Below are 13,149 nucleotides of genomic sequence, written 5' to 3' on the forward strand. Positions count from 1 at the left end.
TTTTTGCACAGATTTTACCACACGATGTCCCCGATTTTCCGCAACGTTAGGCCAAGTCCCTCTCATAATCTCATTGCTCGGAGGCTTTTACATGTTCAACGACAACTTACGCTCTCACCTCGACAACTTCAAGTCATCCCACTCCTGCATCGACTACCTCTCAACTCTCGGCTTCCACGTCCCATTCGACGGTGCCCTCATCGTCACTCCCCGCCAAATCCGCCCAGACGATCATGACCCGTCCTTCTGCGTCCATCACTCCTTCTGCTACGACTTCGGCACACGCACAAGCTACGACATCTTCGCCCTCGACATGCTCTTTCATCACAGGGACTTCCTCTCGAGTGTCGAAGCCCTCACAGGCCTACGCTTCACACAGTCCCATTCCGCCATCGCAACAAACTGGGCTGAAGAACGCCAAAAGCTTGCCGACGACGTAAAGAAGTGGCACGAATGCCTGCTCACTAACCCCGTCATCCACCGCATTGCGCAGGACAGAGACGAAGGCGCACTCGATTATTTGCTCGACAGAAAAATCACCTTAGACTTCATTAAGAAGGAACAGATAGGCTTCAATCCAGAAACTAAACGCATCATCTTCCCTTACCGCAGAAACGGTCAGATTGTTTACATAGTTGGTAGAGATTTCTCCGGCCGGTGCGAGCTCCCTAAGGATGACCCGCGCAGGCATGATACCCCTAAGTACCAAAAGCTAAAGATTACCGACGCATTAGACCATTGCCCTTGGGGACTTCATACGCTCCATCCTAAGAAGTCGTCGCGGCATACCCCCTCAGATGACTTCTACGAAACCCCATACGCAGATGACCTAAAAGACGACACCCTGATCATCTGCGAGGGCATGGTCGATGTGGCGGTGTTTGCGCAAAACGGCTGGCAGTGCCTTTCTCCTATCGGCGGAACTTTCCGCAACGCCATCATCCCTGAAATCCTTGACATTGCCCGCCTGTTTAAGCGCGTGTTCATCTGCTTCGACAATGACGGCAAAGGCTCAGAGTTCCAGCGCAACTGGGCCCGCCGCCTGTTTGAAGCGCAAATTCCTTTTGTCTGCGGACACACTGCAGAGCAAGGTACTCCTAAGTTCGACGTTGCGGATTATTACCGCGCCGCGTGCAACAACTACAAGACCTCTGGACACAGGGACGAACAGGAGGCCGGTGCGTACGCTCTGCAGGAGCTTGTCCGTCGTGCAGTGCCCGGCATCAGCGAGATATCGCGCTCACTCTACAGCCTGCAGAAAGTAGCAGAATTCCTCGAGCGCAGTGCACGCTACGCCACACGTTATGACCTGCTTGCACTGAAGCACGAGCTCAAACGCCGCACGCGCACATACACAGACCCATCGGGAAACACTCATGAAGTGCCCCTGTTCAGCAAGGAAGACCTGAACTTTATGTTTCAAGGGGCTTTCATGCCACCGCCAGAACAGGACACAGCCGATGAAGTCTGCGCACATCACACGCTGACCTACAGCATTGATGACGCGTTCTACGAGTTCAACGGCAACCACTGGGAGAAAAAGCATGAACAATTCGTTCGCCGTTATGTCTATTCTCTATTGGGCAAGAAAGCTAGCGACGGACGGGTCGGCAAGGTCATCAAAACCCTCAAAACCCGCATTGCTGATGACCGTGCCTTTGACACCGAGCACGTCTTTACGTTCACAAATGGTGTACTCCTCCTTGATGAAGACGACGAGGCGGGCAACAAGGGCCGACTTGTACGTCCATCCCCCGAGTACCGCGCAACAATACACGTGGGGTACAGGTACATCGCGGGAGCGCGAAGCCGTGAGTGGGAACAGTTTATAGATGAAGTCTGCTGTGGTGACGCGGCATTAGTTCGCGAACTGCAGAAGGCGTGCGGGAGTATCCTGATGTCCGACAACTCCTTGCACAAGATGTACTACCTCATCGGGGACGGGCGCAACGGCAAATCTACACTCCTGACGGTGTTGCGCTCAGTCTTCGGTGAGGGTAACGGCTCATCTGTCCGTCCTGACAGGATGGGCGAGGAGTTTGCTCCTATGGCGATGAAGGGCAAGCTCTACAACTTCTGCTTTGAGGGTGGCCGCTACCTCAAGGGCAGTGAAGAGACACTGAAAAGCATAGTGGCCGGAGACCCAATCATGGCGGCTCACAAAGGCGTTGATGCCGTAGAGTTCGTCCCGCGTGCAAAGTTATTCATCGCCGCGAACAACATGTTCAACGCGCGGGACTTGTCGGAGGGGTTCATTCAGCGTTTCGTGTTCTTCCCATTCAACAACGTCTTTGAACACGGAGACCCTGAACTTGCAAAGAAACTCTGCTCTAACTTGGCCGGTATCTTCAACTGGTGCTTGGCCGGGTACAGACTATTAATGAAGGAAGGTTTTATCGAGTGTCCAGCGCAGAAGAGGACAAGGACGCGCTTTGTGGAACATATCGAACCGTTGCGAGTGTTCTTGCGCGAGACCTTTACAGGGAACTTCAATCAACGTCCGCTGGGGGACATGGTTACCTACAGCGAGTATCCCTCCTTAAAACAACTCTACTCATGCTACAAGAACTGGAGCTTGGATGCGGGGTACACCTACACGAACAGGGGGATATTCACGGAACGGTTACGCTTCTTAGCTCCACGCTTAGAGAGAGCCGACGGCCTCGAGGCACTGAGTGTACAGGAGATAGAGGGTCAGGAGTGCCTGATCATCCCGGAGATGGACGAGACGATTTACCACGCAGAGCAGGCGGGCGCGCTCAATACTGCCCATGCTGTGGTAGCCTCACGTCGCATGATAGAGAAGTTCAACCAGACACTGAATGCGGCTGTCGAAGCTCAGGAAGAGGCGGCCAAGACAACGGAGGTGATTAACACAAGGGATGACGTACCGGAATGCTTCATCGTGCAGACGGCACAAAAAGAGGAAGTACAGGACAAAGAAGCAGCGGCTGATGAACGCCCACGCCCGCAGCCGGGTAATGGTGAACAGGGCACGGTTGCCGTTCGCGATAGTCAGCTAGGACTTGGGCTCGAGACGGGCAAGCCCCCAGTGAAGGGCAACGTTCGCGAACTTCCTGCGTATGGCAGTGAAGAGTGGCTAAGGTCGTGGCAAAGCTGAAGCACTTATTCAGGACAGCGAAAAGTCTGCTTTACCGTTTCCCCCTGAACCTGATGCGGCTTCAGGAGCTACAGCAGGCGATAGCACAACAGCGCACACAGCTTGACGTACAAGCACACAGCTACGAGGCACAGACAGCCTCAACGGGCACGCACTCAGACCCCGTAGCACTGCTAGCCCTCAGGGTGATGTCGATGGAGGAACAGCTCCGCCGCATCGAACAGCGCGTAGTCCCGGTGCTCCGTCTCCGCAACCGTCTGAAGAACAGCGGAAGCGAGGACGAACGGGTACGCTTCTACATCATGGAGCTGTACTACTTTGAGGATATAGACATGGTTACGGTCATGCTCCACCTGTACAAACGGAGCATAGGTTACATGAGGCGGCAGAAACGTAAACTGCTAGAACAACTTGTAGAGGAGGTTGAGAAGTTCGGTAATTCACTCTGAGTATGTTTGCGGATACACAAATTTCATTGAGGGTATATTCTATGGACAATGGCGAAAGTGTAGGAAGACACTCCTTCGACAAATGCTATAAAGGTTTCTAGCAAGTAATGCAACACAGACCCTCTCTGAAACCTGTCCTCAGGGAGGGTTATGTGTATCCTGTAGTCATCCCTCTTTAGCGCAGGTACTGGGCAACGGGGGGGCGGATTGCGGGGGCGCGCTAGCGGGACACCCCGATTTTCAGCTAGTTACAGCGAAAAAAAGATTTCGTTGAAGGAGTAGAGAGCCAGATGATAGAGAAGACATGCCCGTTCTGCGGGAGCGACAGAGTGATAGTAACGTCGACAGAGCGGTATCAGCGTTTCTGCGTCAAGTGCATGGACTGCGGGGCACGCGGCCCTGTGAAGTCAAACGACGAGGCGGCGATGTACGCGTTCAACAAGAGGCTGGGGGACGGCTAGCGATGTACTTTAGACGACGCAGGAAGGGAGTACTTCCCCCCGACTGGGTAATGAAGCGCATAAGGTGCTTGCGGTCCCCCCTGTTAAACAAGGCCGAGATAGCCCGCCGCATCGGGAAGTCTAGGGACTGGGTAATTGACATAGTCCACGAGCCTTTCAGAACATCACAGACAACGTACAACCTGATAGCGGAGCTGTTCAAGTGGCCGCAATGGGACGATGATGACAACTAATGAGCAAAGAGACACACGAAGCATACGAGCAGGCCAAGACGGAGCTGGCGTATGCGCAAACGGACAAAATCCGTTTCAAGCTGGCGCAGGAGCAGGGGCAGTACGTCCTGAAAGAGGATGTCGAGAAAGCCCATGCGGAAGAAGTGGTGCGAGTAAGGACAAAGCTTTTGGCCGTGCCCGCAAGATTGACACCGCAAGTTACTGGCTTGACGAACCCCGCGCAAGTATATTTGCTGCTTTCTTCGGTGATTGATGAAGTGCTGAATGAATTAGCCTTGCCGGAGAAGCAGGAAGAACAGGACGAACAGGATGAGCCGGATGACACGGGAGCTGTACCTTCCGCCGCCGACACTTACAGTGAGCGAGTGGGCTGACGGTTACCGTTACCTGTCATCGGAGGCTTCCGCAGAGCCCGGGAAGTGGCACACATCGCGTGCCCCGTACCAGAAGGCGATGATGGACGCAGTAAAGGAGAACGAACGCGTCGTAATCATGACAGCGGCGCAAGTCGGGAAGAGCGAAGTACTCCTGAACACATTGGGGTACTTCGTGCATTATGACCCGTGCCCGATACTGATGGTACAGCCGACGCTCGAGATGGGAGAGGCCTTCAGCAAGGAGAAGATAGCCCCGATGATAAGGGACACACCGGCCCTTTCCCGCCTGATAGAACAGAAAGCCCGCACCCGCGACAACAACATCAGGTACAAGCACTTCAGCAACAGCGCGATACTCTCAATCACCGGCGCAAACAGCCCTGCAGGTCTTGCATCACGGAGCGTGCGAGTGCTGCTGTGCGATGAGGTAGACCGTTACCCCGAGAGTGCGGGCAAAGAGGGAGACCCGTTATCGATAGCGATGAAGCGAACAAGCACGTTCTGGAACAGGCATATCGTGATGGTGAGCACCCCCACAATGAAAGGCATTTCGCGAATTTACCCCGAATTTGAATCATCGACGCGCGACGAATGGATGACGCACTGTCCTACGTGCGGGGCGGCGCAACCCTACACGTTCGACGCAATGCTGTGGCGAGATAGGACAATCCCAGTAATGAGGTGCGCTTCATGCGGTGCGGAGCATGACGAGCATACGTGGAAGGTTCAGCCTCACGAATGGATGTCGCAGGCGGCGAGTGATGTTCGGGGTTTTCACCTGAATGCGTTTGCGTCGGTCTGGAAGACTTGGCCGGAGCTTGTGCGTGATTACAGCGAGGCGTACAACACTGGGCCCGAAAGGCTTCAGACATGGATAAACACGGTGTTAGGCGAGCCGTACGAGAACGCAGAGGGTGTAATAGAGGTAGAGAGCATAAACGAGAACTGCGAGCCCTACGAGGCTGAAGTACCTGATGACGTGCTGGTCTTGACGTGCGGAGTGGACACGCAGGATGACAGGCTCGAGCTTGAAGTAGTAGGCTGGGGATTGGGCGGGCAGTCATGGGGGATAGAGTACAAGATAATCTACGGCAACACGGGCACAGCGGACGTGTGGAATGACCTTGATGCGTACTTAAGCAGGGAGTTCAAGAAGGCGAACGGCGAGGGGATGATAATCTCCTGTACGTGCATAGACAGTGCAGGGCATTCAACCGAGCAGGTGTACAAGTTCTGTTTGCCCCGACTTAAGCGGCGTATCTTCCCGATAGTAGGACGCGGGCAATGGGGCACGCCATCAGTGCGCAAGCCAACCCGCAACAACCGCTACCGTATCCCGCTGTTCACGCTCGGAGTTGGGACGATAAAGGGAACGCTTCATGCAAGGCTGAAGGCGCAGAAAGGCGAGCCGGGCTACTGCCACTTTCCGAAAGACCCAAAGCGGGGGTACGATGAAGTGTACTTCGCAGGGTTGTTAAGTGAACGCATGGTAGTGAGGCGTACCAGAGGGAGAGAGACCGTGCGCTGGGAGCTCAGGAGCGACAAGACGCGCAATGAGCCACTGGACTGCCGGGTGTACGCGATGGGGGCGTTCGAGATACTTGACCCTGATTTGCGGAAGCACGCGCTCGGGATGGTGAAGGCTGTTAAGCCCGTGATCACGGAGAAACAGAGTGCCCCTGTAGCACGGAAGCGCAGGGTAGTAAGGAGGGGTTTATCATGGTGATGAGCAGGCGTGCGCTGTTGCAGTCTCGGCTGAACGAGTACTACAAGGCGGAACATGAAGTGAAGATAAACGGTCAGACGGTAGAGCTCGAAGGGATGAGGATTACGAGAGCGTCATTAACGGACTTGCGGAAAGAGATAAGAAACTTGGAGAACGAGTTGGAGGAGCTGGAAAAGACGATGGAGCGGCCAAGACGGCGGATAAGGGCGGTAGTGCCATTATGACACATAAAATCACGAACAGCGGCTACAGCGAGCACGGAGCATCGAGGCGCAAGACATCATTAATCCGCTGGAACGCACAGAGCAAGTCCCCCCATGAAGACATTTCACAGAATATCGAGCTTTTGCGTGAACGTTCACGAGACCTTTACGCAGGGGGCGGGCCTTTAGGCAGGGGCGCGATAGACAGAGTCGTCCTGAACGCCTTAGGAGCAGGTCTGAAGCTGAACGTACGGATTGACCCCGAACAGTTAGAGATGGACACGGAGCAGGCAGCCAAGTGGGCGGCCAAGACAGAGGGGGAGTTCGACTTCTGGGCAAGCTCAAAGAACGCGGACTTCAACCATGAGCTGAACTTCTACGAACTGCAGGTGTTAGCGTTAAAGAGCATACTGCTGGACGGGGAGGTCTTAGTCCTGCTCAACTGGGGAGAAACGACGCGGCGGGACCCTTACGGAATGACCGTTCACCTGATAGAGGCCGAACGCATAGAGACTCCCGCGCCTCACGCACAGAAGCTAGTTGATGAGGGGGTACAGCTTGACGAACAAGGGCGAGTGATCGGCTACTGGGTAACGAACCGCAACCCCAACGCGGAACTTCCGGGCCAACCGGCCAAGACGTACGAGCTAGTTGATGCAGGTGTAAGGGTACTTCATCTCTTTCAGCGTGAACGCATAGGCCAGCACAGGGGAGTGCCGTTCCTTGCGCCGGTGCTTGAAGTGCTGAAGCAGTTAAGCCGCTACACTGATGCTGAGTTGATGGCGGCTGTAGTCAGCGGAATGTACGCAGTGTTTTTTGAGCACGAGCCGCGCGAGGACGGGGCATACGGCTCTGAGGAGTACGCGTCAGAAGAAGGTTTCGGTGAAACGCCGGGCCTTGAAGGCCTCACAACAGAGATGATGTACGGCTCAGTCATGGACTTGCCGGAGGGGGTAAAAGCGACAAGTCTTTCGCCGGGCCGTCCCAACCAGAACTTCAACCAGTTCATAGAGAGCCTAGCGCACCAGTTAGGGGGGCACTGGGCATTCCGCAGGAGCTGCTGTTCCTGCACTTCACGGCGAGCTATTCCGCAAGCAGGGGAGCATTGCTCGAGGCATGGAAGCTGTTCAAGTATTGGCGGGCATGGTTTGCGCAAGAGTTCTGTCAGCCGGTGTATGAGGCATGGCTGGACATCGCGGTGATGACGGGCCGGATAGACGCGCCGCTGTACATGAAGGACGCGTACTACCAGAAGCTGTACTCATGGGCGGAATGGGTAGGTCCAGCACAAGGACAGCTCAACCCCGTTCAGGAGGTCGAGGCCTCTGTGATGAAGATACAGCACAACCTAAGCACGTACCAGCGCGAATGCGGAGAACTTACGGGCGAGGACTGGGACTTGGTGATGAGCACATTAACCCGAGAGAGGGGAAAGATAGATGTACAAGATAACGAACGAGAACGGCAGGGCTGAGCTCCTGCTGTACAGCCTCATTGAGGGCGGAACGACAGCGGGCAACATCCTGAAGCAGCTCCGCAACGTCGAGGGGGAAATCACGCTCCGAATAAACTCCGACGGGGGCGAAGCCTTTGACGCGATAGCCCTCTACAACTACCTTAAGCCGAAGGGCATTGACGTAGTGGTTGATGGCATTTGCGCCAGCGCGGCAAGCATTGTGGCGATGGCCGGAGAGCACATCACGATGATGCAGGGTAGCATGATGATGATACACAACCCCTGCAGTCTGGTTTACGGGGACAGCGAGACCCACAAGGGAGAAAGCGACGTGCTCAACAAGCTCCGCGACCAGATGGCTGACATCTACGCCGAACGCACGGGGATGACGCGCGACACGATAATCACCCTTATGGACGCAGAAACATGGATGACCGCTCAGGAGGCCGTAAACACCGGCTTTGCCGACGCTGTGGAGAGCGTGATAACCGTAACCCCTCTTGTAGGGCCCCTGCCTGTTGACGAAGAGATAGAGTTCACGGACAGATACGCGGAAGGGGTAAAGGCGGAGCGTGAGAGGCTACGAGCTCTCGACGAACTCATGACCCCCGAAAGGTCTGCCGTCATCAACGCGGCCAAGTACGAGACGGGGCAGACAGCGCAGGACATCGCACTAACCCTGCTGAAGTCGGACAGGGGGCGGACATCAAGCATAAACAGCCTTCCATTGGAGGCGAAAGCAGACCCGGCCGTTCACGTAAGCGAGATACTTAAGAGACTGAGAGGCTAAAGACAATGTCAGACACAACATACACCAGAAGTTACACGCAAATTCAGGATATACCCGCCCCTGATGACCTTGTGTCGGGCTGGTTCACCGCAAACCCGATAAACATCGCTTCCGACGGAGGCTTAAAGCGCGGTACGCTCCTGATGAGCAACGGGGACAACATCTTCACCCCCGCCGAAAAGGCCGGCATAGCCAACGCCTACGAGCTAGCGATACTCTGTGAGGACATCCCCGACGACGCTACGGAATGCGCCGCAACAGCGTACTTCACGGGCTTAATCAACGGGGCATCAATCATCCTGCCGTACGAGACGGACAGCGACGTGCATTCAGAGCTGATAGAGGCGGCACGTCCCGCACTGAGACGCTCGGGCTTCACGATTATATAGAGGTGGAACGATGAACGATTACTATGACGCTAAATACCTGCGGGCAGCCATAACCAAGATAACGCCTGCACGCCTATTCTTCAGGAACAGGTTTTTCACCGAAAGCATGACATTTCCCACAAAGACAGTAACCTTTGAGTACGCAAAGAACACGCGAGCCCTTTTGCCGTTCAGTGATGACCACATGCCCAGCCCGCCGGTCAAGCGCAATCCCTATCAGGCCTTGACGTTCACCGCGCCGCTGTTGTCTGGGTCAAGGACGATAACGGCCGACACTCTAGCACAGAAGCTCATCGGGGAGAGCCCGTACAACTCGGGCATGTCTATGGATGAACGCGCTGAGGAACTTGCGCTGCGGGACTTGATGGAGCTCACGGACGCTCTCTACAAGCAGGAGGAGTACATGTGCGCGCGCCTTAAGCAGGACGGGAAATTCACGGTGAACGCAACGGGACTGAACACGACGATAGATTACGGTTTCACCCAAATAGAGACCGTAGCGAGTGCGAACAAGTGGGGAGCAACGTCTGACGTACTGGGTTACCTCACGAAGAAGGCGCGGGAGCTCCGCAAGAACGGGATAAATCCCGACATGCTGATAGTAGGGCACGACGCAAGCGAGGCACTCTGCAACAACGAGGGCGTGTTGAAGCTCCGTCATGACCAGTTCGTTGACATTCCCGCTCCTGCCAGCCTTGAAGACGGCGTTACGTTCGTCTGCAGGCTTAGAGCACCGGGCTTGTACCTGAACGTCTACGAGTACGATGAGTACTACGAGGACGAAGACGGGGACTTACAGCCGATGATTGACCCGAAAACGGCTATATTGCAGAGTTCACGGGAGCACAACATGATGTTGCACGGAGCAGTACTGCACATAGACACGCGGACAGGGGGGTACGTGAGCGAGATGAGGGAGTACGTGCCCTACGTCGTTACGCATGAAGACCCGCCCGTACGGAAGCTGATTGTGTCATCAAGGACACTGCCCATGCCGACGGACATAACTTCATGGATTACCCTGAAGAACGTAATCTAACCGGCTGGAACTTACGCGCAATCTTTGACGAGCCCGAGCCCGACTACATGGAGGCTGAAGTGTTCTTCTCGGCCTTCGGGAAGTACCGCGACATCAACAATCACAGAGTACACTGCATACTGACTTCACCGAAACACAGCACACTAACCGCCTACACGGACAGCACCGACGGAGTTCACAGGATAACCGCCATTCTCATCGTGAGGAAGTGCGATGTGTCGGGAATTCGGCAAGGTGCGAGCCTGTGCGTAGACGGGACGGACTACATCGTTGCTGGGGTAAGTTCGCCCTTGAACGAGGTTACGCGCATTGAGCTGGAGGGGTACTCAGGATGATCCGCATAAACGTAACATCGCAGACAGCTGACTTACGGACACTACAGGCTTTGCCGTCTCAACTGCAGAAGGCACTAGGGCTAGCCCGTCGGGACGCGATAAAGACGCTCTACGGTTACGCGGCCAAGTTAACGGCCGAGCAGAACTACATCACGCAGAGCGAAGTGAAGAAGGCCACGCGCATAGAGCCTACGGGGCTTCGAGTGCGTAGCGGCATGCGTGCTCTCGACAAGTACAAGGTTTCACCAAAAGCACCAAGAAAACGCGGCTATCCCCTCATGGGTGCGGTGAAACGCGGCGGCCTTAAGCCTCTCGGTGCTAACGCGTTCCTTAAACGTAGCGGCGGAAAGTGGCGGCCTTATGTGCGCATCACGCCTGACCGCAAGCCCTACAAGCTTCTGTACGGGCCCTCCATCGCCCAGCTGGTCGGGAGCGAAAACAACCTACCTCTGATTGAGGAACGTGCGCACGAGCTGTTCACGAACAGGGCAAAGTACTGGACAGACCGGCTCACAGGAGGACGCAGGAAATGAACGCAAAACTATTGATGAATGACCTTGTGGCACTGTTAAAGCAGGAGTTCGCGGGGTACATGTTGCTGAACAAGTCGGAGGAGCTCACGGAGCTTCACGTCTACGCGCAGTACATCCCCCAGCCCGAAGGGGTAACGTTCGGAGAAACGGGGCTGAAGAGCTACACGGAGGGGGATTACGCGGCACATTTCCCGAGCATAACGGTGCGCATCGGGGAGATGACGGACAGCGAGGAGCACTCGTTAATTCAGAGCGCGGTGAAAGTTAACCTTCTTTTCGGTGTAGTGGACAAGTCGCCGGAATGTACGGGATGGGCTGATTTGCTGGACATTCAGGAAAAGCTACGGGGCTGTCTGCTGGAACATCGGGTACTTGGCCGCAAGCACATTCTGCGCATGCCCGTGAAGGCTAGGCTGAACGAGTGCGAGACTTGGCCGGTGTACTTTGGGGAGATGGAGCTGTTGTACGAGAGCGGGCGGCCGGTGATGAACAGCGAGTACGTGTACAGGCCCGCGATGATGACAAGGGAGAGATAACACAATGGACGAACAGACAAACATTCACGCAATATACGTCGGCCCGACGATCGCGAAGCTCGGGCTCATCAGAAACCAAGTGTTCCTAGACGGACTGCCCGGCCACATCACAGCCCTGCAGGAAGAGTACCCGGAGCTAGACGAGCTAATCGTTCCCGTAGAGGGTTGTTCAAGTGCGCTGGACGCGGCCAAGACAAAGGGCACGCACATACATCACGCGGCACAGAAACTCAAAGAGAAGGCAGGTGTCAGGTAAATGTCATTCAGGCATGGCGTGTACAAGCAGGAAGTACCGACGAGCATTATTGCCCCCGCACAGGGAGAGGCCGGACTTCCCGTCATAATAGGTACAGCCCCCGTACATGAAGCAGATAGCGAGTGCGTCAACATTCCGCGCCTGGTCTACACGTACGAAGAGGCTGTAGAGATATTTGGTTTTTCAGAGGACTGGGATAATTATACCCTAAGTGAGTTCATTTACTCACAGTTCGCGCTCTTCGGGCAAGCTCCGTGCGTGCTAATCAACGTCTTTGACCCGGCCAAGCACAAGGACAGTTCCGGCAAGCCCGACCCGTCAAAAGTTACGGCCGCAGACATCATCGGGGGCGTGAACACCACAACCAACACCACAACCGGCCTCGAGCTCGTCAATGAAGTGTTCCCGCGTTTCAGGCTTGTTCCCGGAATAATCGCGTGCCCCAAGTGGAGCGAAAATCCCGGTGTGGCCGCCGTGATGCGCGCTAAGGCCGACGCGGTCAACGGGCTGTTCACGTGCATATGCGTGCTGGATATCCCCAGCGATAACAGCGGCGTAACGAACTACACGGCCGCTCCGCAGTGGAAAGAGCGCAACAACTACGTTGCAGAGCATGAAGTAGTCTGCTGGCCTAAGGTTTCGCTGGACGGCAAGGTCTTTCACATGTCGACACAGCTTGTAGGCCTCATGAACAAGGTTGACGGCGCGCATGACGACATACCCTACAAGTCCCCGAGTAACGAGCTGTTGCAGATGGACGCGTGCGTTGCGGGCGGGAAAGAGATACTTTTAGGGCTCGAGCAGGCGAACTACCTGAACAGTCAGGGCATTGTTACTGCGTTGAACTGGATAGGCGGATGGCGGGCTTGGGGCAACAGAACAGGGTGCTACCCGGCCAAGACAGACGTAAAGGACTGCTTCATCGCGGTGCGTCGGATGTTCGACTATCTGGGCAACCAGTTCATCCTGACGTTCTGGCAGCAGACTGACCAGCCCATGACCGCACGCCTTGTGCGAACTATCGTGAACACCTTCAACATGTACCTGAACAGTCTTGTTGCGCGTGAGATGCTGTTAGGGGCTAGGGTGGAGTTTCGGGAAGACGAGAACATGTACACTGACTTGATGAACGGCATTCTGAAGTTCCACATCTTCATCACGCCGCCTGTTCCGGCTGAAGTGATTGAGGGTATCTTTGAGTATGATCCCGAGTACCTGCAGGTCTTGTACAACGCGTTGAGCTAA

The 13,149-nt window shown here is 55.3% G+C and carries 17 protein-coding genes; all 17 read left to right on the forward strand.

Translation table 11 applies throughout. From position 1 onward, the window contains the following. Window positions 1–91 precede the first annotated feature (91 nt). On the forward strand, window positions 92–3,121 hold the full coding sequence (locus IJT02_02835) for a toprim domain-containing protein (protein MBQ7543857.1): 3,030 nt from the start codon (window positions 92–94) through the stop codon (window positions 3,119–3,121). Further along, the gene (locus IJT02_02840; protein ID MBQ7543858.1) at window positions 3,109–3,570 is read left to right on the forward strand and encodes a hypothetical protein; all 462 of its coding nucleotides are present in this window, start codon (window positions 3,109–3,111) and stop codon (window positions 3,568–3,570) included. The genes IJT02_02835 and IJT02_02840 overlap by 13 nt, the downstream gene beginning before the upstream one ends. 290 nt (window positions 3,571–3,860) lie before the next feature. Then, on the forward strand, window positions 3,861–4,031 hold the full coding sequence (locus IJT02_02845; protein ID MBQ7543859.1) for a Lar family restriction alleviation protein: 171 nt from the start codon (window positions 3,861–3,863) through the stop codon (window positions 4,029–4,031). Between the two features lie 2 nt (window positions 4,032–4,033). After that, window positions 4,034–4,264 (forward strand): hypothetical protein, encoded by a 231-nt coding sequence (locus IJT02_02850; protein MBQ7543860.1) that lies wholly within the window; start codon window positions 4,034–4,036, stop codon window positions 4,262–4,264. After that, window positions 4,264–4,638, forward strand: coding sequence for a hypothetical protein (locus IJT02_02855; protein MBQ7543861.1), 375 nt, complete (start codon window positions 4,264–4,266; stop codon window positions 4,636–4,638). Before IJT02_02850 ends, IJT02_02855 begins: the two co-directional genes overlap by 1 nt. Continuing rightward, the gene (locus tag IJT02_02860; protein MBQ7543862.1) at window positions 4,574–6,367 is read left to right on the forward strand and encodes a phage terminase large subunit family protein; all 1,794 of its coding nucleotides are present in this window, start codon (window positions 4,574–4,576) and stop codon (window positions 6,365–6,367) included. The genes IJT02_02855 and IJT02_02860 overlap by 65 nt, the downstream gene beginning before the upstream one ends. Continuing rightward, window positions 6,361–6,591 carry a hypothetical protein gene (locus IJT02_02865; protein ID MBQ7543863.1) on the forward strand — a complete coding sequence of 77 codons (231 nt, stop codon included), beginning with the start codon at window positions 6,361–6,363 and terminating at the stop codon, window positions 6,589–6,591. The genes IJT02_02860 and IJT02_02865 overlap by 7 nt, the downstream gene beginning before the upstream one ends. Continuing rightward, entirely contained in the window at window positions 6,588–7,772 is a 1,185-nt protein-coding gene (locus IJT02_02870; GenBank protein MBQ7543864.1) for a phage portal protein, read from the forward strand. Before IJT02_02865 ends, IJT02_02870 begins: the two co-directional genes overlap by 4 nt. After that, entirely contained in the window at window positions 7,742–8,044 is a 303-nt protein-coding gene (locus IJT02_02875; GenBank protein ID MBQ7543865.1) for a hypothetical protein, read from the forward strand. The genes IJT02_02870 and IJT02_02875 overlap by 31 nt, the downstream gene beginning before the upstream one ends. Next, window positions 8,010–8,816 (forward strand): Clp protease ClpP, encoded by an 807-nt coding sequence (locus IJT02_02880; GenBank protein ID MBQ7543866.1) that lies wholly within the window; start codon window positions 8,010–8,012, stop codon window positions 8,814–8,816. Before IJT02_02875 ends, IJT02_02880 begins: the two co-directional genes overlap by 35 nt. A 5-nt stretch (window positions 8,817–8,821) precedes the next feature. Then, window positions 8,822–9,205, forward strand: coding sequence for a hypothetical protein (locus tag IJT02_02885; GenBank protein MBQ7543867.1), 384 nt, complete (start codon window positions 8,822–8,824; stop codon window positions 9,203–9,205). Window positions 9,206–9,215: 10 nt separating this feature from the next. Then, on the forward strand, window positions 9,216–10,244 hold the full coding sequence (locus IJT02_02890; protein MBQ7543868.1) for a major capsid protein: 1,029 nt from the start codon (window positions 9,216–9,218) through the stop codon (window positions 10,242–10,244). Then, a complete protein-coding gene (locus IJT02_02895) occupies window positions 10,217–10,579 on the forward strand; it encodes a hypothetical protein (GenBank protein MBQ7543869.1) in 363 nt (120 codons plus the stop codon). Before IJT02_02890 ends, IJT02_02895 begins: the two co-directional genes overlap by 28 nt. Then, window positions 10,576–11,112 carry a hypothetical protein gene (locus IJT02_02900; protein ID MBQ7543870.1) on the forward strand — a complete coding sequence of 179 codons (537 nt, stop codon included), beginning with the start codon at window positions 10,576–10,578 and terminating at the stop codon, window positions 11,110–11,112. The genes IJT02_02895 and IJT02_02900 overlap by 4 nt, the downstream gene beginning before the upstream one ends. Then, window positions 11,109–11,648 carry a hypothetical protein gene (locus IJT02_02905; GenBank protein MBQ7543871.1) on the forward strand — a complete coding sequence of 180 codons (540 nt, stop codon included), beginning with the start codon at window positions 11,109–11,111 and terminating at the stop codon, window positions 11,646–11,648. The genes IJT02_02900 and IJT02_02905 overlap by 4 nt, the downstream gene beginning before the upstream one ends. A 4-nt stretch (window positions 11,649–11,652) precedes the next feature. Next, entirely contained in the window at window positions 11,653–11,904 is a 252-nt protein-coding gene (locus IJT02_02910; protein MBQ7543872.1) for a hypothetical protein, read from the forward strand. Then, entirely contained in the window at window positions 11,905–13,149 is a 1,245-nt protein-coding gene (locus IJT02_02915; protein MBQ7543873.1) for a phage tail sheath family protein, read from the forward strand.

This window comes from Synergistaceae bacterium, assembly GCA_017450125.1.
In the GTDB taxonomy this organism is placed as follows: domain Bacteria; phylum Synergistota; class Synergistia; order Synergistales; family Aminobacteriaceae; genus JAFUXM01.